Raw genomic sequence first — 22,535 nt, 5'->3', positions numbered from 1 at the left:
GGGATGGTCCACAGGCTCTTACAGTTTGTCGAGCGCCACGGCGGCCTGCCAGGGCGCATCGGCAGGCAACCCCCGCGCTTCATTCACACGCGCCAGCAGGCGGGTAGCGGCCGGGTCTCCGGGCAGCCGCTCCAGCACCGTTGCCAGCTGTGCCTCGGCGCCGGCCCAGTCGCGTGCATGGAAGGCGTTCAACGCGGCCAGGCTGGCATCGCGCACCGCAGCATCCTCGCATGGCGTGAATACGCGCACGGGCTCGGTCTTGCCCTTGACGATCACATCGTCCAGCGCGCGCAACGCCACCGTGGGCGGCAGCTGCGCTGCGGTGGCGGCCGACAGCAGGATGCCGGTGCCAAACGCCTTGTTGGCGCCCTCCAGCCGCGCGGCCAGGTTCACCGCGTCGCCAATGGCCGTGTACGAAAAGCGCTGGTCCGAGCCCACATTGCCCACCACCACACGCCCCGTGTGCAGCCCGATCCGCATGTGGATGGGCGGCAGTCCGCGCGCGCGCAGATCGGCCACCAGCGCCTGCATGGCCTGCTGCATGGCGATGGCGGCGGCCACGGCGTGTTCGGCATGCCGCGGGTCGTCCAGCGGCGCGCCCCAGAAGGCCATCACCGCGTCGCCAATGAACTTGTCCACCGTGCCGCCCGTGGCGTGCACGATCGGCGTCATGGCGTTGAAGTAGCCGGTGAGCACCTCCACCGTTTGCTCGGCACTGAGCTGCTCGGACAGCGTGGTGAAGTTGGCCAGGTCGGTGAACATGAGCGTGACCTCGCGCGCCTCGCCACCCAGGCGCATCAGCTCGGGCTGCGCAATGAGGCGCGAGACCACGGCAGGCGGCACGTACTGCGCAAACATCGCCCGCGTCTGGCGCGCGCGCTGGCGCACCACGGCATAGCCCACCAGCGCAGCCGCCCCATAAATGGCGACTGCCGCCGCCGCAGGCAACAGCGGCGGCCACCACAGGCGCGGGCCGGCAAACAGCCCCCACGACACGGCTCCCATGGCCACCACCAGCGCCGCCGTCAGCGCCGCCGCGCCCGCCGGGTGCAGCCGCCGGCTCGCCCCCAACAGCACCGGCAGCAGCAGCACGGTGATCACCAGAGTCCACGCGTCCGACACGCTGCGCAGCCCGCCGCCGGTGAGGTAGTTGTCCAGCAGCGTGGCCTGCAGCTCCACCCCCGGGAAAAGCCGCTCACCGCCCGCCGTGCCAAACGGCGAGTTGAACAGGTCGGCCTGCGAGTGCGCCAGCTCGGTGGCGGTGCGCGCCGAGCGCCCCACCAGCACGATCTTGCCCTTGAAGAAACCTGCAGGCAGCAACCCCGGCTCCAGCGCCTGGTAGTACGAGCGCGTGTCAAACGTGCCACGCGGGCCCCGGTAGCCGATCCAGTCGAAATGGTGCAGCGCCGGGGTCTGGCCGCGCGCCTCGGTCGCGCGCTGGGCCAACCGCAGCGCAAAGCCTTCGCGCGCGACGGGGGCGCGGCGCACCACGAAGTCGTCGTCCGGCTCGACCCCGGCATCGCCCGCATCGGCACCAGCGTCCAGAAACCGCTGCAGCGGCTGGATGTCCATCCACAGCGCGGCATTGGCGCTGTCGATCTTCTCGCGGGTGGAGGCCAGCACCACGGGCAAGCCCTGCCCCACCTGGGCCATCGTGCGGTCCAGAGCGGCGTCTTCAGCCTCGGTGGTGGGGTCGGCAAAAACAATGTCCAGCCCCACGGCCAGGGCACCGTCTGCGCGCAGCCGCTCCAGCAGGGCCGCATGCACGCTGCGCGGAAATGGCCAGGTCTGTTGCAGCTCCTGAAACGTCGGCTCGTCGATCGCAAGAATCACCACCGGCACCGTCGTGCGGTGGGGGGCCGCCAGCGCCGTCAGCACGTCAAAGGTCTTGAACTCCAGCGCATGCCAGGTGCGGCTGAGCGTGGCCGCCCCCACCAGCAGCAGCGCCAGCACCCCCGCCGCGAGCGAGAGCCACCGCTGGCGCTGTCGGGCGTGCGGCATCGCCGCCCGATCAGAAGCGATAGCGCGCATCCAGGACATAGCGGGTCTTTTGCCGGTCGGACTTGGGCGCCCACAGGTTCATGGCCGCAACGCCCACCACCCAGCGTTTGTCCTGCGTTTCCCAGAAGCCCATCAGGTCCACGCCCCAGCCCGGCGCACGGCGCGTGAGGTTCTCCTTGTCCTCAAACCGCTCGGACCGGTACACCGCGCGCGCGCTCAGGTACAGGCGCTGCGCGCTGGCCCAGGTGGCACCCAGCGCCACGGTATGGCGCGGGATATAGGGAATGCGCCCCACCACCTCGGCACCACCATCGAGCATGCGGCTTTCGCTGTGCTGGTACAGGTACTTGGCGTAGCCCGACCAGCGGCGGCTGAACATGTGGTTGACCGTGCCACCCAAGGTCTGCAGCGTGCCGCGCTCAAAACTCGGCGTGTCCTCCAGCAGATCACTGGTGGACAGGTTGACCAGCTGCGCGTTGCGCATCTCTTCGAGGAACGGCAGGCTGGGCGTGCGCAGGTCCACGCCAATCGTGCCAGGGTTGTTCACCCGCAGATGGTCGGCCCGCAGGCCCACAAAGGTGTTGGCACCCACCTCCATGCCCAGCTGTGCCACTGTGCGCTTGTGGCGCCCTCCAGCCTCCACCAGGCGGTCCTCGACAGGGATGCCTGCGGTCTCCACGCTGGCGAGGGTGGAGACGCTGAGAGGCCGCAGCCAGTCCTGATAGGCCACGCGCAGCGTGGTGCGCGCAGCAGGCTGCCACACCGCGCCCAGGCGCGGCGTGACCACGCGCTCGGTGTCCGCGCGGCGGGCCTGGTCTTCGCTCAGGGCATCCAGCCCCACCAGGTAGCTCTGCGTGAGGCCGTCCACGCGGTGGCGGATTTGCTGCAGCCCCAGGGCTGCGTCCAGGCTCAGCGCCGGGTCCAGGCGTTGCGTGGTGGCCAGGGTGAGGCCGGTGTAACGACGGTCAATGCGGTTGTAGCCTGCCAGGACGAGGTAGTCGCGGTACAGGCCCACGTTTGGAATGTCAGCCACCACGGCGGCCTCGCCCGCCAGCAGGTTGTTCTGGCGCTCGCGCACATGCTCCAGCGTCACGCTCCAGCGGCTGCCGGGGGTGGTGTCCACGGTGTGGCGCAGCTGAATGTCGCTGAAGTCCTTGCGCGGGGCACTGCTCACGCCCATGACGGTCAGGAACGGTGGCTCGATGTAGGCCGTTGGGTAGCGCAGCAATTGCAGGTTGTCCACGCTGCGGCCCAGCTTGATCCAGGTTTGCTCCGTCGGCCCCCACCGGTAGGCCATGCCCAGGGCGCCCTGGGTGACGGTGTCGTCCAGCGAAGTCTCCTGCGCGTTCTGGCCGCGCAGGCGCATGCTGAACTGGTTGGCGTAGGCAAACAGGTTGATGCGCTCGGTGGGCTGCATGCCCACCCCAGCGGTGATGGCATGGGCACGCAGGTCTCCCTCTCCCGCACGCATGGCAGGAAGGCGGTTGACCTGCAGGTCGAACGGATAGGCACTCACATCCGCCGTCTGCGCCTTGAAGAACCAGGACACCGGCACATGGCTGTTGTCCAGGCCATTGAGCGTGACCGCTGGCGCACGCATCCGGTAGAACTCGCGGTCCAGCGTCACACCCACCGATCCGTGGCTGCCGGGCTGCTGCAGCAGCGGCGAATAACGCTGGCTGCCCCCAAACGCCATGGGGTCGGTCAGAAAGCCCTGGAACAGCGCCGAGTTCTTGTTGAATTCGCCCGCATAGCGGTCTGCCATGAACAGGTGGCTGCCACCCCAGTAGGGGTAGAAGCTCTGCTGCGCCATCTCCAGCGCCCAGTCTTCCATGCCAAAGAAGGCCAGCGATGCGCCCAGGTTGGCACTGCCCTTCTGGTCGTTGGCCACCTGGTTGAGCGACTTGAGGTACGGCATGCGCGCCACGGCGGCGCGCGCAGCCTCCACCGCTTCGCCGGGCTGGAACAGATCGGTGTGGATCTGCGCCAGCAGCATGTAGGGCACAGGGTCCTTGTCGTCCAGTACGGTCGCCTGCTGCAAGGTGGTCAGCGCATCCTGATGGCGGCCCAGCTGGTAGTAGGCCACGGCAGTCCAGGTCTTGGCGCGGGCATAGCGCGGCTCCATCACGCCCGCCCGCAAGAACGCATCCAGCGCGGCATCCGGCTGCCCTTGCTTGAGGTGCAGCAGCCCCTGGCCGGTGAGCGCGACGTAGTCTGCCGGGTTGTCACCCAGCGCGGTGGCAAACGCCTGACCCGCCTCGGTGAACTGGTTCACAAAGGTTTCCAGAGTCCCTAACTCGCCCCAGGCACCGGGCGATTGCGGCGACAGCTGCAACGCGCGACGCAGGTTCTCGCGGGCGGGGCGCGGGTCTTCGCGCTCGGCATGCGCACTGCCCAGGCCTTGCCAGGCGCGTGCATCGCCTGGCGCCAAAGTCTGGGCCTCGGCATAGGCGGCCAGCGTGCCAGGCGCATCGCCCCGGCGCCGGGCCAGCTCGGCGCGCACCAGCGCCAGGTCGGCGTGGGCCGTGCCTTGCGCGGGGGCCAGGGTGGCAGCCGCTTCGTCCACCCGGTCGCTCAGAATCTGCACGCGCGCCAGTTGCGCCACCAGCGCCGGGTGGGCAGGCCAGCGCTGGAGCGCCGTGCGCAGCGTCCCGGCCGCTGCAGCCCCTTCCCCCTCCATCAGCTGCACGTCGGACTGCATGAGCCACGCGGGCAGCGGCGCGGCGTCCACTGCAGCCACCTGCCGCGCCAGCGACCCGCGTGCGGCCAGCAGGTCGCCCGCCTGCAGGGCCACGGCTGCATCGAACACATCCACCCATACAGGCGCTGCGGCAGTGCGCGCCTGCGCCAGCGCGGCACGGGCTGCCGCGAGGTCGCGCGCCGCCAGGGCATCCCGTACGGGCGCCAGCGCTGCAGGCACGGGCTCGGCCGACAGGTGGGGCACCGGGTCGGCCCGCAGCGCGTTGACCCACTGGATGCGGTCTCGCGGCTGGCTCAGCACCAGCTTGACCGGAGCCTTGCCCACTTCGGCCAGCGCCGCTTCGTTGGCGCCCACCGACACCGAGCCCTGCGCGTTGGAAAACTCCACCGTGCCCGACAGCACGGTGATCAGCGTGCGGCCATCGTCCTCCACACTGATGTCCCAATCGGTGCCACGGATCGCAGCGGTCGCGGCCGGTGTCTCCAGGTTCAGGCGGCTGCCGTCGGCGCGTTTGGTCTGCGTCCACGCACGGCCGGCGTTGAGCAGCAAGGTGGTCACGGGCTGTGCCGGGGTGGCCACGCCCTTGACCTGCAGCACCGTGTTCTGGTGCAGGCGCAGCTGGGTATCGTCTGCAAACAGCAGTGCCATCTTGGCGGCCTGGCGTGTGCGCACAAAGTCGCCCTGGGCCAGCGCCTGGGCCAGTCGGGCAGGGCCCCAGTCGGCTGCGGAGGCGGCACGCTGGTCACCTGCGCCTTGCAGGCTGATGATCTCTGCCGCCGCACCGGCGGGCACGGTGGCCTGTGCCACCAGCGGACAGGCGGCAGCAGTCGCGGCCACCAGCGCAGCCAGGGCGGACCAACGGAATTTTGGATGGGACATTTTTTCTGCTTTCGGGGAAGGCGTGCATCGCGCCACCGGGCGCCCCTCCCTGGCACCGGGTGAGCCGAAATTATGGCGATCAGCCCCCCAGATTTCGCCCGCGTCCCGTCGACATGCGGACACATTTCATGAAGAAAGCCACATTTCGTTGCAGGTTGTGGCGCTTTGCGCGCCCCACCAACCCATGGAGGCGACGCGCCGCTCCGCACGGCCCTTTCCTACAGACGCCACAGGGGGTGCGGTGCTACAACTGCAGGAATCACGCGCACAAGCGCTGCCCGGAGCTTTCCCCCATGCCTGCTGCCCCCCGCCTCAAGATTGGACTGTCCGCCTGCTTTCAACACGCCGACCCTGCACGCCCGCTGTTCACGGGCAAGACGCTGCAATACGTCGAGCAGTCCATCGCCCACTGGCTGATGTCGGCCGGTGCCATGGTGGTGATGGTGCCCTGCCCCACAGGCGAGACCGCGCGTGGTGATGTGACGCTGGACCACTACGCCGAATGGCTGGACGGCATCGTGATGCACGGCGGCGCCGACGTGTGGCCGGGCAACTATGGCGAGGAGCCCTTGCGCGACGAGTGGGTGGGTGACCGCGTGCGCGACCTGTACGACCTGGCCGTGGTCAAAGCCTTTGCCCAGGTCGGCAAGCCCATCTTTGGCGTGTGCAGGGGCCTGCAGCTCATCAACGTGGCCTTTGGCGGCGCGCTGTACCAGGACATCGAGACCCAGCACCCTGGCGCGCAGCAGCACCGTAACGCCACCACCTACGACCAGCACTTCCACGACATCCAGATCCTGCCAGACTCGCATCTGGCCGAGCTGTACCCCAACACGCCACGCGCGCGGGTCAACAGCATCCACCACCAGGGCATCAAGCGGGTGGCGCCGGAATTTGTGGTCGAGGCACTGAGCGAACCCGATGGCGTGCCCGAGGCGATTCGCCTCAAACCCGCGCCAGGGCGTGGCTACATCGCCGCCACGCAATGGCACCCCGAGTTCCACAAGCAGGGCTCGGACACGCTGGACGACACGGCCATCCTGAATGACTTTCTGGCGGCTTGCGAACAAGCCAAGGCCCACCCGCGACCTGCGGCGCGCCCCGCGCCCTCGCTGCGGGAGCGGGCCGCGCGGCGGCTGCGTCAAGCACTGTCACGGCAGCGCAACTGACGCAGACGCAGGTGCACCCCTGCCCGGCGGCAACACCGCAAACAGCACTTCCTGCAGCTGTGCCCGCAACCACCGGTGCGCCGCATCCTGCTGATACCGCGCATGCCAGATCAGGTACATCGGCATGTCCGGACACACCACCGGCACAGGCGCGCTGGTCAGGTCTGCCAGGGCCGTGCGGGCCAGCAGCGAGGGCGCGGTGGTGAGCAGCGCCGTGCCACGCACAAAGGCGGGTAGCGCGGCAAAGCCCGGTACGCGCACCGCAAAGCGGCGGCGCACGCCGCGGGCCAGCAGTTGGCGGTCCAGGTCCAGCCCCCGGTGCGCCTCATAGGCCACCGTGGCGTGGTCGGCGGCCAGGTAGTCGGCCTCGGTGGTGGGGGCGCTGCGCACGCTGGCGTCGTAGAACACACGGTACTGGTCTTCAAACAAGCGCTTTTGCACGATGTCCGTGCCATCCGGCGGGCGGGGGCTGATGACGAGCTGGCACGCGTCCGAGCGCAGCAGTTCGGCGCTGGGCGCGCCGCTGGGCACGATGCGCAGCGTGACGCCCGGTGCAGCGCTGCGCAGGCGCGCGGCCAGCGCGGGCAGCAGCAAATCGCGCTGGAAGTCATTGGCGGCGATGGTCAGCTCGGTCTGCCAAGCGCGCGGGTCAAAGTCGGCCCCTTGGGCAAACAACTGCATCTGGTGCAGCATGTCGCGCGCGGGCTGGGCCAGGGCCTCGGCGCGTGCGGTAGGTACGATGCCGCGCCCGCGCTTCACAAACAACGGGTCGCCGGTGATGGCGCGCAGCTTGTCGAGCAAGTGGCTCACCGCCGACTGGGTGACGCCCAGGCGCTCGGCCGCCGCCGTGATGCTGCCCGTCTCCAGCACCGCCAGCAGCAGCTTCAGCAGGTGCCCGTCCAGCTGTGATCCATCGAATTTGCTCATGCATTCGATGATCTTGGGCCACTTCATCTTTGGCAATGCCGTCGCGACACTGCGGGCTGACTTACATCAAGCCCCGGAGACTTCCATGCCTTCCAAACTGCCCCCGATTCCCGGCACCACGCCGTTCGATGGCGACCAGGCCCGCAAGGGCTATGCGCTGAACAAGATGTGCTTCTCGTTCAACAACGAGGCCAACCGCAAGGCCTTTGTGGCCGACGAAGAGGCGTACATGAAGCAATACCGCCTGAACGAGCAGCAGGCCGCCGCCATCCGCGCCAAGAACGTGCTGCAGCTGATTGCCGCAGGCGGCAACGCCTACTACCTGGCCAAGTTTGCGGGCATCTTTAAGCTGGACATGCAGGACATCGGCGCGCAGCAGACGGGCATGACCAAAGACGAATTCAAGGCCATGCTCGTGGCCGCAGGCAAATAAGGAGACAAACCCATGGCACAACTCATCGGCGGCCTCGGCACCTCGCACATCCCGGCCATTGGCAACGCCATCCACAAGGGCCTGCAAAACGATCCGTACTGGAAGCCCTTCTTCGACGGCTTTCCGCCCATCCGCCAGTGGCTGGGCGAGAAGCAGCCCGACGTGGTGGTGATGTTCTACAACGACCACGGCCTGAACTTCTTTCTCGACAAGATGCCCACCTTTGCCGTGGGCGCAGCGGCGCAATACAACAACGCCGACGAAGGCTGGGGCATCCCCACGTTGCCGCCCTTCCCCGGCGAGGTGGACCTGTCGTGGCACCTCATCAACACGCTCATCGAGCAAGAGTTTGACGTGACCACCTGCCAGGAGATGCTGGTGGACCACGCCTGCACGCTGCCGCTCAAACTCTTCTGGCCCGAGGGCGATTGCCCCGTGACGGTGGTGCCGGTGTGCATCAACACCGTGCAGTTCCCGCTGCCCTCGGCCAAGCGCTGCTACGCGCTGGGCAAGGCCGTGGGCCAGGCGATCCAGAGCTGGGACAGCAACAAGAAGGTGGCGGTGATTGCCTCGGGCGGCCTCAGCCACCAGCTCGACGGCGAGCGCGCGGGCTTCATCAACAAGGCGTTTGACCTGCAGTTCATCGAAAGCCTGACCACCAACCCCGAGTGGGCCACGCAGTTCAGCGTGCACGAGCTGGTGGAAAAAACCGGCACCCAGGGCGTGGAACTGCTGATGTGGCTGGCCATGCGCGGGGCGCTGTCCACCGCCAGCGCGGGCGTGCGGCGGGTGCACAGCAACTATCACATCCCCATTTCGAACACGGCCACGGCGGTGATGGCCCTCGAAACGGTGTAATCCAGCAATTTTCAGGTGATTTTGGCTGCAAGCGCATGATTTTCATGCGCCTGCAGCTATTAAATCAGGAGCATATTGCCGCTATCGTTTGACCCCAGGCTGGCGTCAGACAATCAAAATACTGTAAATTCATCCAGTGAATTTACAGTCCAAACTCGCCATCCTGGCCGACGCCGCCAAGTACGACGCCTCGTGTGCATCGAGCGGAGCTGCGCCGCGCGACTCGGTGGGCGGGCGCGGCATGGGGTCCACCGAAGGCATGGGCATCTGCCACAGCTACGCGCCGGATGGGCGCTGCATCTCGCTGCTCAAGATTCTGCTCACCAACTTCTGCCAGTACGACTGCCTGTACTGCGTGAACCGTGTCACCAGCAACGTGTCCCGCGCGCGCTTCACGGTCGATGAGGTGGTGCAGCTCACGCTCGATTTTTACCGCCGCAACTGTATCGAAGGGCTGTTCCTGTCCAGCGGCATCATCCAGAGCCCCGACTACACCATGGAGCAGGTGGTGGAGGTGGCCCGCGTGCTGCGCGAAGAGCACGACTTTCGCGGCTACATCCACTTGAAAACCATTCCCGACGCATCGCCCGAGCTGATGCAGCGCGCTGGCCGCTATGCCGACCGCCTCTCCATCAACATCGAGCTGCCCACGGCCGAGGGCCTGAAGGCGCTGGCCCCTGAGAAAAACAGCGCCGCCATCGACCGGTCCATGGCCCGCATGGCCGTGCACATTGGCGAATCCCGCGCCGCGCGCAAGGAGCAGGCTGCACTGCCCATCGTGTCCATGCCGCAGTCGCGCACCACACGCCGCGCCAGCGTGCCGCACTTTGCGCCCGGCGGGCAGAGCACGCAGATGATCGTGGGGGCGGATACGACCAACGACCGCACCATCCTCGCCACCAGCGCGCGGCTGTACGGCGTGCACCGGCTGCGGCGCGTGTACTACTCGGCCTTCAGCCCCATCCCCGACGCGGCCCGCGCGCTGCCACTGGCCGCGCCGCCCACGGTGCGCGAGCACCGGCTGTACCAGGCCGACTGGCTGATGCGCTTTTATGGCTTCACCCACGACGAGATCGTGCCGACATCTCAGCAGGGCATGCTGGCGCTGGACGTGGACCCCAAGCTGGCCTGGGCACTGGCGCACCGCGAGCTCTTTCCGGTCAACCTGAACACCGCCCCGCGCGAACTGCTGCTGCGCGTGCCCGGGTTTGGTGTGCAGACGGTGGACCGCCTGCTGGCCGCGCGCCGCGTGCGCCGCCTGCGGCATGCGGACCTGGCGCGGCTGCATGTGTCGCTCAGGAAAGTGCTGCCCTTTGTGGAGGCGGCCGACTACCGCCCCGGCCGTGCGCTGGACGCTGCCGACCTCGCCGCGCAGTTGACGCCGCCGCCGGTGCAGCGCAGCCTGTTCTGAGCTGGAGAGGCCCGCATGCAGCGCCACACCATCACGCTGGACCACGCCACCGACTGGCCCGGTTTTCGCCAAGCGGCACGCGCCCTGGTGCAAGCCAACGTGCCTCCGCAGGCTGTGGACTGGCGCTGCCAAGCGGATGCCGCTGAAGACCTGTTCGCGCCCGAGCCTGCTGCCAGCCACACCTTGCCCAGCCCAGCCCCCGATGCGCCGCCGCTGCGCGTACCGCCCGACTTTGTGCACCTGTGCGAGCAACTCATCCTGCACCGCGACCCGGCCCGCTTTGCGCTGATGTACCGCCTGCTGTGGCGCATGGCACAGGGCGGCCATGAAGCCGACGCCGCGCGGCACGACCCGCTGGACGCCGACCGCATGTTGGCCCACCACATGGTCCGCAGCGTGCGGCGGGACATCCACAAGATGCACGCCTTTGTGCGCTTCCGGCCCGTGGTGGAACCCGACGGCCAGACCCTGCACATGGCCTGGTTCGAGCCCGACCACTACATCACCGTAGCCAACGCGGGCTTCTTCATCCGCCGCTTCACGCAGATGCGCTGGGCCATCCTCACCCCCGACGCCAGCGTGCGCTGGGACGGCCAGCAGCTGCACACCGGCCCCGGCGCGCAGCGCAGCGACGCGCCGCCGCCCGATGCGGGCGAGGCGCTGTGGCTCACCTACTACCGCCACATCTTCAACCCCGCGCGGCTCAAGCTGGCCATGATGAAAAAGGAGATGCCCACGCGCTACTGGCACAACCTGCCCGAGGCCGCGCTCATCACCGAGCTGGCGCAGACAGCGCACGAGCGCAGCGCCAAGATGGTGGAGGCCGAGGCCACCGTGCCGCGCAGGCGCATCGCGGGGACAACGGCACCCCGTGCGCGGCCCGCTGGTGGTGCCCCACTCAGTCCAGCGCTGCCTCGCGCATCACCCGGAACTGAGGGGCCGACACCGGCGGTGTCCAGCGCCACGGCAGCACCTGCGGCCGCCACAGGGCGCGCAGCACCGTGAGCCGCAGCACACGCTGTGCGCCGGGCCAGGCAGCACGCGCAGCGCGGTCCCACAGCACCTCGGCCTGCGCGGCAATGTGCAGCAAGCCGCCCTCTTCATAGTCCACCACCAGCAGGCCTGCCAGCGGGTGCAGCGCAAGGTTGCCCAGGGTGTTGAAGAACTGGTTGCCAGGGTAGTCCGGCAGGCTCAGCACCACGCCGGCCTCCGTGTGCGCCACCTGCACAAAGCCCGGCTCGCCGCCCCGGTGCGATACATCCACGCCTTCGCTGTGCCCGGCACCGGGGCGTGGCGCCGAGGCACTGGCGATGAACAGGGTGTCGGCACGCTGCACGCGCGCGATGGCGGCGGCGTCCAGTCCGGCGCCCAGCCACTGCACCGGGCCCGGAGCGGCCAGCGCAGCGCGCAGGCCTGGCTCCCGCGCCTGGATGTATTTGGGGCAGTTGCCAAAGCTCTGCACCACCTGCATGTCCAGGCCGGTATCGCCAAACGCTGCCACCCGCCCGTTCATGCGGTTGCGCCGCCGCGTGTGCGGCTCCAGCCCCAGCACGCCCACGGCCGCGTCTGGCGCCAGGTGTGCGAGCACCGGGTCCTTGGAATCCGGCGCGGTCGCGATCTGCATGCGCTGCGCATCGGGGGTGTGCACAAACCCAGGCGGTCCGGCAAGCATCGTGGCCCACGGCTGGCCTTGTTCATCCAGCGCCCCCAGCAGCAAGGTGGGCAGCTTTTCAAACAGCTCACGGTGCTGGTCGGGCATGTGATCGCGCAGCACCATCGCACCCACGGCCGCCATGCGCTCGCGCACGCCCACGCGCGCCTGCAAGGCCTGCTCACCGGGGTGGAATGCCTCGGGCGGCACCGGCACCCCAACCGGTGCAGCGGGCACGGTGGCTGTCATGCCGCCACCTGCTCGGCAGCGGGCAGCTGGTCGGCCAGCACCGGGTAGCCCGGCAAGGCCTGCATGCGCGCCACCCAGGCCGCAATGCGCGGGTAGGCATCCAGCGGCAGCCCTGCCAGATGGGCCTGCGAGGTGTAGCTGACCATGGCCACATCGGCCAGGCTGGGCGCTGAGCCCCCGAGCAACCAGGCCCGCCCCTGCAGTTCGTCCTCCATGAAGGCGAGCAGGCGCTTGCCGGTGGCCTGCGCCACCTCGTTCACGGCACGGCCCGTCAACGTCGCAAAGCGCGGCCCCCCGATGCCCGGCGCCAGAAAGCCCGCAGCCAGGCTGAACCAGCGCTGCAGCTGCGCCTGCCCCACGGCGTCTTGCGGCAGCCAGGCATTGCCGGGGGCGTAGCGCTGCACCAGATACACCAGAATGCCATTGCTGTCGCTCAGCACCTGGCCCGCGTCCACCAGCACGGGCACCTGGCCCAGCGGGTTGAGTGCCAGAAACTCCGCGCGCTGGTGTTCGCCGCGCAGCAGATTCACATCAATCAGTTCATAGGGAAGGCCGAGCAGGGACAGCATCAGCTCCACGCGATGGCAATGGCCCGAGATGGGCATGCGGTACAGCTGGAGCGGGGTGGTGGGGAACATCGTGAAGCCTCGTCGGATGTGAGTGAAAAGATGGCTCGACGATATCTATTGCAAGCCGCGGTGTGAATAATCAATCACCGCTTTTCATAATTGCGGTATCCGCAATAATGGGTCGCATGGACTATCTCGACACCCTGCGCTGTTTTGTGGCCGTGGCGGACGCTGGCGGCTTTGCCGTGGCGGGGCGGCGGCTGGGCTGCTCGGCCACGGCCGTCACGCGCGCCATTGCGGCGCTGGAGGCGCGGCTGGGTGTGCTGCTGTTCCAGCGCAGCACGCGCATGGTGCGCTTGACCGAGGCGGGCGAGCGCTTCTTGCACGACTGCCGTCCCCTCCTGAACGACCTGCACGAGGCCGAGCAGGCCGCCAGCGGCGCACAGGCCGAGGCCCAGGGGCTACTGTCCATCACGGCACCGCAGATGTTCGGCATCCAGCATGTGGCGCCCATCGTGCAGGGCTTTTTGCAGGCCCAGCCGCGCGTGCAGGTGCGTACGCTGTTCGTCAACCGCCTGGTGCACTTGCTCGACGAAGGCATGGACGTGGCCATCCGCATCGCGCACCTGCCTGACTCCGGCCTCACTGCGGTGCAAGTGGGCGCGCTGCGCCGCCTGGTGGTGGCGTCTCCCGCCTACCTGGCGCAACACGGCAAGCCACGCCACCCGGCCGACCTGAGCAGCCACCGGGCCATCGGCTTCGCCTTTGACGCACGCACGCCATCGCCCTGGAAGTTTCGCGATGGCGCCACCGGCCAGCCGCAATTCACATGGATCAGCAACAGCAACGAGGTGGACATTGCCGCCGCAGAGGCAGGCATCGGCCTGACCCGCTGCCTTGCCTATCAGGCCGCAGCCAGCCTGCGCGCAGGGCGCTTGCGCATCGTGCTGGCCGACCACGAACTGCCACCCGTGCCCGTGCACATCGTGTACCCCGCAGGCCGACGGGCCCCAGCGAAAGTGCGCGCCTTTGTGGAATGGGCACGCGAGCGCTTGACCGAGGAGCCGGTGCTGAACGGGCGCGGTCTGGGGCGCGGTAACGCCTTGTTGCCAATGACTTCGTAACCTGTCATCGCAACGCCTCCGAGCGCCGTTGCATAGCTAAGTCCGACGCTGTGTCGGGCGGTCATCCGATCTGAAAGGATTTCTCATGAACAAGCTCCTCGCTGCCCTGCTCGCCGGTTTCTTTGTGACCGCATCGTTTGCCCAAGCCCCTGCGGCCCCCGCAACGCCAGCAACCCCCGCGAAGACCGCGGCGCCTGCGACCCCTGCCACATCGGCCATGCCTGCCACCCCAGCGACTCCAGCCACGCCCGCCACCCCTGCGGCCAAAGCCGAAGCCAAGCCCGCAGTAACGCCAACCGCCACCGCGTCGGCCCCTGCAGAAAAGAAGGCAGAGAAGAAGGCGAAGGCCAAGAAGACTAAGGCAATGGCAGAGAAAAAAGCCGACGCTGCCAAGCCTGAAGCAGCCAAGTAAGTTCCAGGTCGACCACTACACAAAGCCCGCTCTGCGGGCTTTGTGTTTTTCCATCTCAGGGCTCAATGCTGTCGCTGTAACCCCCGCAGAAATGCGAGGACAAAAAATGCGATAGCAAGATCCAGCGCGCTGCGTTTCATATGCCGTGGGCACTCACCGCGGGACAGGCTCTGGCAAGCGCAGTGAGGCTGCGGTTGCATTCAGGATTTCGTTCGACAGCTCTTCATCGTCCACCGCGCGCGCCAGCACCATGGCGCCCACCAGATTCGCATAGTCGGCCAGCGCACGCTGGCGCTTCGCAGCCTTGGTACGGCCAGGCACCAAGGTGGCCAGTCCTTCCAGTTGGGCGCGCACGCCCTCGGTCACAGCATGGCGGACGGCCGGCCCCTGCCGCGCTGCATCACCGCCCAGAGCGGCCAGCAGACAACCCTGACCGGGTGCATCTCGGTGGCGGGGCGAAAGATAAGCCGCCTCGATAGCTGCCAAAGGGTCCTGCCCCTTATCCACAGCGTCACGCGCAATGGCTGCCCAGGCGGTCTGCAGCCGGTGCAAGGCCCTTGCGCTGGCCTGCGCCATCAGCTCGTCCTTGGACGCAAAGTGCCCATAGAACCCGCCATGCGTGAGCCCCGCGCTCTTCATGAGGTCGGCCACACCAATGCCATCGAAACCCTTTTCGCGAAACAACTGCGCGGCCGCATCAAGGATGCGCTCACGGTTTTCCGCCATCTGTTCCTTGCTGACCTTCATTGTCTATCTCTCCTCGGACTGCAAGCCCTGAAACTTAGTCTTGACATTTTAAATGATGATCGTCATATAATTTAAACGTGACAATCATCATCTAAAACAGATTTCAGGAAACCTTATGACCACCACAGAAAACCATTCCTCTCGCCCCTCTCTGGGCACAGCCCTCATCACTGGCGCTTCGTCCGGCATTGGTGCCGTGTACGCGGACCGTCTCGCGCGCCGTGGCTACGATTTGATCCTGGTTGCGCGTGACTCCGCACGCCTGGCTGCACTCGCCCACCGCCTGGCGCAGGAGACCGGGGTGAAGACTCAGGTGCTGCAGGCGGACCTCACCGACCGCAGCGACCTGGCCCGTGTGGAGCAGCGTCTGCACAGCGACGCCGGCATCACGCTGCTGCTCAACAACGCGGGCATTGCAGTGACAGGGACATTGCTGGACGCCGATATCGATGCCGTGGAAAGCATGGTGGCGCTGAACGTTCTGGCACCCACCCGGCTCGCTGCGGCTGCAGCCAAGGGCTTTGCGGCACGCAAGGCGGGCACGCTGATCAACATTGCCTCCGTTCTGGCACTGCTGCCGGAGATGTTCAGCGGCACGTACAGCGGCACCAAGGCTTACCTGCTGAACCTCACCCGGTCCCTGCAGCAAGAGCTGGGGCCAATAGGCGTCCGCGTGCAGGCGGTGATGCCGGGAGCAACACGCACCGAGATCTGGGATCGCGCGGGTACACCCATCAGCCACCTGCCGCAAGACATGCTGATGGACGTGGACGCCATGGTGGATGCCGCGCTGGCCGGTCTGGATCAGGGCGAGGCGGTGACCATCCCCTCGCTGGAAGCGGTGCACGATTGGAACGCGCTGGAAGATGCGCGCCGGGCGCTCGGGCCTTTCCTGTCGCTGCGTCAGCCAGCCCGACGCTACGCGGTCACCACCAGCGCCTGAGCCTTCCTGCACCACAACCGAGGTCTGACCATGCAAGCACTGATTTCTGCCTATGCCCGCTCCCCGTTCCACTTCGCCCGCAAGGGGGCGTTGGCCGATGTGCGGCCCGATGCCCTCGCCGCGCAGGTGGTCACGGGTCTGTTGAAACGCACAGGAATCGACCCTGCAACCCTGGAAGACGTGATTGCCGGCTGCGCGTACCCGGAGGCAGCACAAGGCAACAACATCGCGCGCATCGTGTCGCTGCTGGCGGGCCTGCCACACGAAGTGGGCGGCATGACGGTGAACCGCTTTTGCGGATCGTCCATGTCCGCTATTCACATCGCCGCCGCGCAGATCGAGGCGGGCCTGGGCGAGGCCTTTCTGTGCATCGGTGTCGAGTCCATGACCATGGTTCCGCAGGGGGGCTTCAACTTCTCGGCCCACCCCACGTTGTACGAGCACAGCGATACGTACATCAGCATGGGAGAGACGGCCGAGAACGTGGCCCACCGATACGGGGTGAGCCGCGCTGATCAGGAAGCACTGGCCGTCTCGTCGCACCACAAGGCTGCGGCGGCGCGTGAGGCGGGGCTGCTGAAAGACGAAATCGTGCCCATTACCCTGGCGTCGGGCGACTGGGTCACTCAGGACGGCTGCATCCGCCCCGGCACCACACTGGAAGCACTGGCGGCGCTGCGGCCCGCATTCCGCGCAGATGGTGTGGTGACCGCTGGCACCTCGTCGCCGCTGACCGATGGTGCAGTGGCTGTCTTGGTGACCACCCACGCATATGCAGCGCGGCACGGCCTGGCCCCGCTGGCCCGCATCCGCGCCATGGCCACTGCGGGCGTAGATCCCGCGTACATGGGCATGGGCCCCGTACCCGCCACACGCAAGGCACTGGCCCGCGCGAAGCTGTCGGTCAGTGATCTGGATGTCGTGGAGATCAATGAAGCGTTTGGATCGCAAGCCCTGGCGTGCATCCGCGAACTGGGCCTGCGCGAAGACACCGTCAATCTGGATGGGGGTGGGCTGTCCATCGGCCACCCGCTGGGCGCCACCGGTGCGCGCATCACGGGCAAGGCCGCTGCGCTGCTGCAGCGCGAGAAGGGCCGCTATGCGCTGGCCACACAGTGCATTGGTGGCGGCCAGGGCATTGCGACGGTGCTGGAGGCACTTTAGTCAGCGGGGGGAAACCTGAGGGGCCAGCGGCCCCTGGCCTCTGTATCAATGGTGGTGGCCGTGCGCACCATGCACATGGCGGTGCGCAATTTCTTCAGGGCTGGCAGCGCGCACTTCAGTGACCTTGCAGCTGAAGGTCAACGCCTGGCCTGCCAGCGGGTGGTTGCCGTCCAGGTGCACTTCGGGGCCCTTGATCTTGACCACGTTGAACACGGCGGGCTGGCCGTCGTTGCCCACGCCCTGCAGCTGGCCGCCGACCTTCACGCCGGGCGGGAACTCGCTTTTGGGGATGGTGCGCACCAGGCTTTCATCGCGCGCGCCAAAGGCGTCTTCCACCGCCAGCTGCAGCGTGGTGCTGAAGCCCACGGCCTGGCCATCGAGTGCGGCCTCGACCTTGGGGAAGATGTTTTCGTAGCCACCGTGCAGGTACGACAGGTGCCCCGCATCCAGCGGCTTGCCCTGGGGGGTGGTGACCTTGTAGGTGATGGTGACGGCGGAGTCTTTGGTGATGGTGGTGGCCATGGTGGTGCTTGCGCTTTCAGGCGGTGAAGAATCGGCGCGGGGCTGGCAGGGGTATGCCACCAGCCGCCGCGCGGGTCAGAACGAAACCCCGGATTGTCCACGAGGCGCCGGACGGCTGCCGCAGGGCCTCGTGGAAGCTTGGCAGGGCCTGGTGAACAACCCTATGCGCCCGACAAGGCCTCGGCTGGGCGCTCTTCCTCCGTCTGGCCGGGGTAGCGCGCAAAACGCCGCGCTTCGGTGCCGTGCACCGGGTCCTGGTCGGGCCAGGGCCAGCCGCCGAACTGGGTACGGCGGTAGTCGTTCATGGCTTGCATGATCTCGGCCTGTGTGTTCATCACAAACGGGCCGTACTGCGCCACGGGCTCGGCAATGGGCTGGCCTTGCAGCAGCAGGCATTCCAGCGGCGTGGCGCCGGTGTTGGTCAGCTGCCAGTCCTGCCCGGCCACCAGCTCCAGCGCGGCGTGCTGGCCCACGTCCTGTGGGCCCACGCGCAGGCTGTCGCCCACAAAGAAGTACAGCATGCGGCGCGTGCCCTGGCCGCGCGCGGCGGGCAGCGTCCACTGCGCGCCAGGGTCCATGTGCAGCGTCCAGATAGCCACATCGCCCTCGGGCTGCGAAGCCCAGGACTCGGGTGGCGGCGCCAGCGGCGCGGGCGCGCCGGGCAGAGCGCCCGCCACCACCGTCACCGTGGTGGCGCGACCTGCATCGTCGTGGTGGACCAGGCGCGGAATGCGCTCGTTCCACAGCATGGTGAAGTGCGGCTCCACCATCTTGTTCTTCGCGGGCAGGTTCAGCCAGATCTGGAACAGCTCCAGCGGGTTGGGCTCGGTGGCGTTGAGCAGCGGGAACATCTCCGAATGCACGATGCCCTTGCCCGCCGTGACCCACTGCACATCACCCCCGCCAAAACGCGCGGCGGCGCCCAGCGAGTCGGAATGGTCGATGAGGCCCTTGCGCACGAGGGTCACGGTTTCAAAGCCCCGGTGCGGGTGGCCCGGAAAGCCGGGCACCGTGTCGCCGTGGTACATGCTCCAGCCGTCCTTGCGGCTGAAGTCGCTGCCGATCTGGCGGCCCTCCAGCGACACGGCGGGCGCAAACGCGCCATTGCCTGCGGGGTAGGCGTCGTCATGGTGGGCGCAGAACAGGAACGGGTCCATCGTGGGCCACAGCGGACCCAGCGCCTGGGCCTGCACGACGGGCAGGCTGGCGGCAGACGAAGACACGGTGGGGGAGGACGACATCAAGGACTCCTTGGGTTTGCGCCACCGGCTATCGGGCAGCACGCCTGCCAAAGATAAGGCCAGCGACCGCTTTCAGAAGTGCGCTGGGTGGAACAGTGCGGTGCGGCATACAGGACAGTGCCGCACAGCGTGCGCACACAGCTTCGCCACCATTTCAAGCCAGAATGACTGCATGCGCTAGTGGAATATGCCCGAGTAGCTATCAATTGGATAGCGCCCTATCTCCTCATACGGCACCCGCGTGGGAAGGCGCGGCGGCGGACGGTGGTGGTGCCGGGCGCAACACGAAACCACCCAGCACGGCGGCCACCAGCGAGCACAAGGCCGACACCCAGAACGCCAGCTGGTAGCCTGCATTGAGCGCCTGCTGCACGCTGGCCCCGGCCTGGCGCAGGTGGTCGGTGCGCGCATCGGCCAGGCTGGCCAGAATGGCAAGGCCCAGCGCGCCGCCCATCATGAATGCGGTGTTGACCACCCCCGAGGCCAGCCCCGAGTCTTCGGGCTTCACATCGCCCATGGCGGCCAGCAGCAGCGGGTTGAGCGCAATGCCGGCGCCCACGCCCAGCAGCACCATGCCGGGCAGCACGTGGATCACAAACCGCCCCTCGGTGGGCGCGAGCGCAAACAGGGCCAGGCCCACCGCCGCCAGCAGCAGCCCCCAGCCCAGCGTGCGGCAAATGCCAAAACGCATCACCACCCAGGCCGACAGCCCCAGCGAGCAGCCCGCCATGATGAGGTTGGACGGCAAAAACGCCAGGCCCACCTGCATCGCGTCATAGCCCAGCACCAGCTGCATGTACAGCGCCGACAGAAAGAACCACGCAAACATCGACGCCGCCCACAGCACGCCCACCACGTTGGAGATGGCCAGGTTGCGCAGCCTCAGCAGCGGCAGGGGCACCAGCGGCGCGGCCACATGCGACTCGATGAACAAAAAGGCCGCCAGCAGCGCCGCCGCCGCCCCCAGCAGCCCCAGCGACTGCAGCGAGGTCCAGCCCGCTGCGTTGCCGTTGACGATGGCGTACACCGCCAGCATCAGCGACGCGGTGATGGTGACGGCGCCCGCCACGTCCAGCCGCTGCCCGTGCGCCTGCCCCTTGCCGCCCGGCAGCAGCGCCAGGCAGGCCAGGTAGATGGCCACACCCACGGGGATGTTGACCAGAAAGATCCAGTGCCAGCTCAACGCGCTGGTGAGTACCCCGCCCAGCAGCACCCCAATGCTGCCACCCCCGGCACACACAAAGCCGTAGACGCCCATGGCCCGCGCACGCTCACCCGGCTCGGTGAACAGATTCATGATGAGCGACAGCGCCACGGCCGACACCACCGCGCCGCCCACGCCCTGCACCGCACGTGCCGCCACCAGCAGCCCCTGCGTATTCGCCAGCCCGCAGGCCAGCGATGCCACGGTGAACAGCGTGATGCCGGCCAGAAACAGCCGCCGGTGGCCATACAGGTCGCCCAGACGTCCGCCCAGCAGCAGGCAGCCGCCAAAGGTGAGCATATAGGCGTTGACCACCCAGACCAGCGAGGTTTCGGTAAAGCCCAGGTCGGCCTTGATGCTGGGCAGCGCAACGTTCACGATGGTGGTGTCGAGCACGATCATCAGCTCGCCCAGGCACAGCAGGATGAGTGCGGGCCAGCGTGCGCGGCCTTCGACGCGTAGGGTCATGGGACGGTGGAAATCAAAAGAGATTGGCAGCGCAGTGTGTCATGCGCGTTGCGCTGGCGACTGAGGACTAGCGGGGTGCAATACCAGTGCAGCTGTGGATCGGGCTTAGCCAGCCCTCCGGCTACGTCGCCTTTCAGGTGGAAGCCGCGCAGTGGCTCAGGAGGTTCGGGTGTACTTGGCTTGCATGAACTGCTTCCAGCTGCCGTCTGGCTGCTGGCCGAACGAGGTGAGCGTGCGCTTGTTGGCGCTGACGACGGTGATCACATCCCGGTAGCGCATGGTGGCGCCGTCGGCCTTGAAGCTGGGGCCTTCGGTCTCCAGCGTCAGCACCTTCTGGTCGGCATCCAGCGTGCCGCGGTACACCCACATATGCGTCATCATCGAGCCCACCCAGGTGCCGACAAACGCCTGCCGGTCCGGGTCGTAGCCCAGCGTCATCAGCATGCGGGCCTCGCCACCCCCGCCGGGCATGGATCCCGTCCCTTCGCACAGCACCCACAGGCTGCCCAGTGCGCGCACATGTTCAGTGCCCCGGCTGTGCGCGGGGGGTTCGCCCGGGCCCATGTCGGCCAGCGACTCGCAGGTCCAGTCGCCCAGCAGCTGCTGCTGCCAGCGGTGCATGGCGTGGGGTTCGGGGTTCATCATGGGGGTCTCCTGGTGATGTGGTGGGCGCGCGCTCAGTCGCGGTCGGGTGCTCCGAGCGGAAAGTAGTGGCGGTAGGGGCGACCGCCTTCCACCGCGCGTGCAAACGAGGGGCGTGCGAGCAACCGGGCGCGGTAGGCGCGCAGCTGCGGGTAGGTGGCTGCGATGGGGTGCGTCCAGTCGGCATAGAACAGCGAGGGCGCCGCAGCGCAGTCGGCCAGCGAGAACGACTCGCCCGCCGCCCAGGTGCGCCCTGCCCCCATGCCCTCCAGCCAGGCGTAGGCTTTCTCCAGTTTCTCGGTGGCCCAGGCCACGCCTTCGGCCTTGCGCTCGGCGTTGCCGGTCAGCGCGGCATTCACCGCGTGCTGCACCGGAGCCATCACGTGCAGGTCAAAGAAGCGGTCCATGAACCGCACGTCCAGTGCCGCCCGGGGGTCGGCGGGAATCAGCGGCACAGGCCCCGGGTGCGCGAGCTGCAGGTGCTCGATCACGATGCTGCTTTCCACCACCGTGTGGTCACCGTCCACCAGCACTGGAAACTTCGCCAGCGGCCAGTGGCGCAACCAGTCGGCGGAATGGCTGACGGGCTCTGCGGGGTCAAGATTGAGCAGCTCAAACGGCGTGCCGTTCTCGTAGAGCGCGGTCAGCACCTTCTGGGTGTAGGACGAAAAAGGGTGGCCATAGAGAGCGAGCATGCGGGTTCCTGTGGGGGAGTCGGTGGTGGTGATGGTGGTTGCACTCATTCAGGGGCCACCACCATCCAGGACACGCCAAAGCGGTCGGCCACCATGCCAAACGCCTGCGAGAAAAAGGTCTTGGTGAGCGGCATCTGCACCTTGCCGCCATCGGCCAGCGCATCGAAATAGCGTTTGGCATCGGTCGCATTGACGGGGCTCAGCGCCAGCGAGATGCCCTGGAAGCTGGCGTGGCCCGAGCCCATGCCGTCCGACGCCATGATCTGCGTGTCGCCCACGGTGAACGAGGCGTGCATGACCATCTCGGGCGTGGGGCCCGGGCCGCTGCCATCGGCGCAGCCCTCGCCGGCTGCGGGTTCGGGGTTGTCCTTGTAGCGCATGAGCATGGTGACTTGGGCGCCCAAAGCGTGGCGGTAAAACTCCAGCGCTTCATCGCAGCGGCCTTCGAACATCAGGTAGGGCTCGACTTTCATGGGGGTCTCCTGGGGAACATGGACGGGGCAGGAAGGGTTTCGGCGTGCAATT

At 67.5% G+C, this 22,535-nt stretch carries 21 protein-coding genes; 9 read left to right on the top strand and 12 right to left on the bottom strand.

From position 1 onward, the window contains the following. Positions 1-18: 18 nt before the first annotated feature. The gene (locus tag ATF69_RS08935; protein ID WP_146870641.1) at positions 19-2,040 is read right to left on the bottom strand and encodes an adenylate/guanylate cyclase domain-containing protein; all 2,022 of its coding nucleotides are present in this window, start codon (positions 2,038-2,040) and stop codon (positions 19-21) included. Continuing rightward, positions 2,012-5,581 carry a TonB-dependent receptor domain-containing protein gene (locus ATF69_RS23390; RefSeq protein WP_146870640.1) on the bottom strand — a complete coding sequence of 1,190 codons (3,570 nt, stop codon included), beginning with the start codon at positions 5,579-5,581 and terminating at the stop codon, positions 2,012-2,014. Before ATF69_RS23390 ends, ATF69_RS08935 begins: the two co-directional genes overlap by 29 nt. Positions 5,582-5,874: 293 nt before the next feature. On the opposite strand from ATF69_RS23390, the gene ATF69_RS08925 reads away from it, so the two are divergent. Then, on the top strand, positions 5,875-6,750 hold the full coding sequence (locus ATF69_RS08925; protein ID WP_146870639.1) for a gamma-glutamyl-gamma-aminobutyrate hydrolase family protein: 876 nt from the start codon (positions 5,875-5,877) through the stop codon (positions 6,748-6,750). On the opposite strand, the gene ATF69_RS08920 is transcribed toward ATF69_RS08925, so the two are convergent. Then, on the bottom strand, positions 6,733-7,686 hold the full coding sequence (locus tag ATF69_RS08920) for a LysR family transcriptional regulator (protein WP_146870755.1): 954 nt from the start codon (positions 7,684-7,686) through the stop codon (positions 6,733-6,735). The genes ATF69_RS08925 and ATF69_RS08920 overlap by 18 nt on opposite strands. Before the next feature lie 76 nt (positions 7,687-7,762). On the opposite strand from ATF69_RS08920, the gene ATF69_RS08915 reads away from it, so the two are divergent. The 4 genes from ATF69_RS08915 to ATF69_RS08900 all read left to right on the top strand — a co-directional run bounded on the left by ATF69_RS08915 (position 7,763) and on the right by ATF69_RS08900 (position 11,384). Then, positions 7,763-8,110: a protocatechuate 4,5-dioxygenase subunit alpha gene (locus tag ATF69_RS08915; RefSeq protein WP_146870638.1), complete on the top strand. Its 348-nt coding sequence runs from the start codon at positions 7,763-7,765 to the stop codon at positions 8,108-8,110. Between the two features lie 12 nt (positions 8,111-8,122). Then, positions 8,123-8,968: a class III extradiol dioxygenase family protein gene (locus ATF69_RS08910; protein ID WP_146870637.1), complete on the top strand. Its 846-nt coding sequence runs from the start codon at positions 8,123-8,125 to the stop codon at positions 8,966-8,968. Between the two features lie 136 nt (positions 8,969-9,104). Continuing rightward, entirely contained in the window at positions 9,105-10,379 is a 1,275-nt protein-coding gene (locus tag ATF69_RS08905) for a putative DNA modification/repair radical SAM protein (protein WP_146870636.1), read from the top strand. Positions 10,380-10,394: 15 nt separating this feature from the next. Further along, entirely contained in the window at positions 10,395-11,384 is a 990-nt protein-coding gene (locus ATF69_RS08900) for a TIGR03915 family putative DNA repair protein (protein ID WP_244303681.1), read from the top strand. Here the strand turns inward: ATF69_RS08900 and ATF69_RS08895 are convergent. Together ATF69_RS08895 and ATF69_RS08890 are read right to left on the bottom strand one after the other, a co-directional pair. Continuing rightward, positions 11,278-12,279, bottom strand: a complete 1,002-nt coding sequence (locus ATF69_RS08895) for a pyridoxamine 5'-phosphate oxidase family protein (protein WP_146870635.1) — start codon at positions 12,277-12,279, stop codon at positions 11,278-11,280. The two genes, ATF69_RS08900 and ATF69_RS08895, sit on opposite strands and share 107 nt — an antisense overlap. Continuing rightward, entirely contained in the window at positions 12,276-12,917 is a 642-nt protein-coding gene (locus ATF69_RS08890; RefSeq protein ID WP_146870634.1) for a glutathione S-transferase family protein, read from the bottom strand. The genes ATF69_RS08895 and ATF69_RS08890 overlap by 4 nt, the downstream gene beginning before the upstream one ends. 116 nt (positions 12,918-13,033) lie before the next feature. On the opposite strand from ATF69_RS08890, the gene ATF69_RS08885 reads away from it, so the two are divergent. Both ATF69_RS08885 and ATF69_RS08880 read left to right on the top strand, forming a co-directional pair. Continuing rightward, a complete protein-coding gene (locus tag ATF69_RS08885) occupies positions 13,034-13,972 on the top strand; it encodes a LysR family transcriptional regulator (RefSeq protein WP_146870633.1) in 939 nt (312 codons plus the stop codon). Positions 13,973-14,057: 85 nt separating this feature from the next. Further along, entirely contained in the window at positions 14,058-14,384 is a 327-nt protein-coding gene (locus ATF69_RS08880; RefSeq protein WP_146870632.1) for a hypothetical protein, read from the top strand. A 153-nt stretch (positions 14,385-14,537) separates the two neighbouring features. On the opposite strand, the gene ATF69_RS08875 is transcribed toward ATF69_RS08880, so the two are convergent. Continuing rightward, entirely contained in the window at positions 14,538-15,131 is a 594-nt protein-coding gene (locus ATF69_RS08875) for a TetR/AcrR family transcriptional regulator (protein WP_146870631.1), read from the bottom strand. Positions 15,132-15,246: 115 nt separating this feature from the next. Here ATF69_RS08875 and ATF69_RS08870 point away from each other — a divergent pair, with 115 nt between their 5' ends. Further along, positions 15,247-16,074: an SDR family NAD(P)-dependent oxidoreductase gene (locus tag ATF69_RS08870; protein ID WP_146870630.1), complete on the top strand. Its 828-nt coding sequence runs from the start codon at positions 15,247-15,249 to the stop codon at positions 16,072-16,074. A gap of 30 nt (positions 16,075-16,104) precedes the next feature. Continuing rightward, positions 16,105-17,238 carry a thiolase family protein gene (locus tag ATF69_RS08865; protein WP_146870629.1) on the top strand — a complete coding sequence of 378 codons (1,134 nt, stop codon included), beginning with the start codon at positions 16,105-16,107 and terminating at the stop codon, positions 17,236-17,238. A gap of 45 nt (positions 17,239-17,283) precedes the next feature. Here the strand turns inward: ATF69_RS08865 and ATF69_RS08860 are convergent, their stop codons facing one another. From ATF69_RS08860 to ATF69_RS08835, 6 genes are all read right to left on the bottom strand, one after another. Next, positions 17,284-17,760: an FKBP-type peptidyl-prolyl cis-trans isomerase gene (locus ATF69_RS08860; RefSeq protein WP_060985498.1), complete on the bottom strand. Its 477-nt coding sequence runs from the start codon at positions 17,758-17,760 to the stop codon at positions 17,284-17,286. A gap of 161 nt (positions 17,761-17,921) precedes the next feature. Next, positions 17,922-19,001 carry a pirin family protein gene (locus ATF69_RS08855; protein WP_146870628.1) on the bottom strand — a complete coding sequence of 360 codons (1,080 nt, stop codon included), beginning with the start codon at positions 18,999-19,001 and terminating at the stop codon, positions 17,922-17,924. 226 nt (positions 19,002-19,227) lie between these two features. Continuing rightward, positions 19,228-20,673, bottom strand: a complete 1,446-nt coding sequence (locus ATF69_RS08850; protein ID WP_146870627.1) for an MFS transporter — start codon at positions 20,671-20,673, stop codon at positions 19,228-19,230. Between the two features lie 156 nt (positions 20,674-20,829). After that, positions 20,830-21,318, bottom strand: coding sequence for a DUF1579 domain-containing protein (locus tag ATF69_RS08845; RefSeq protein ID WP_146870626.1), 489 nt, complete (start codon positions 21,316-21,318; stop codon positions 20,830-20,832). A gap of 32 nt (positions 21,319-21,350) precedes the next feature. Then, a complete protein-coding gene (locus ATF69_RS08840; protein ID WP_244303680.1) occupies positions 21,351-22,058 on the bottom strand; it encodes a glutathione S-transferase family protein in 708 nt (235 codons plus the stop codon). After that, positions 22,055-22,483: a VOC family protein gene (locus ATF69_RS08835; protein ID WP_146870625.1), complete on the bottom strand. Its 429-nt coding sequence runs from the start codon at positions 22,481-22,483 to the stop codon at positions 22,055-22,057. Before ATF69_RS08835 ends, ATF69_RS08840 begins: the two co-directional genes overlap by 4 nt. Positions 22,484-22,535 lie beyond the last annotated feature (52 nt).

The sequence above is a fragment of the Acidovorax delafieldii genome, from assembly GCF_007993815.1.
GTDB classification, from domain to species: Bacteria; Pseudomonadota; Gammaproteobacteria; order Burkholderiales; family Burkholderiaceae_C; genus Acidovorax; species Acidovorax delafieldii.
The sequence above is the reverse complement of the archived record's forward strand: the minus strand, read 5'-3'. Positions and strand labels throughout refer to the sequence as shown.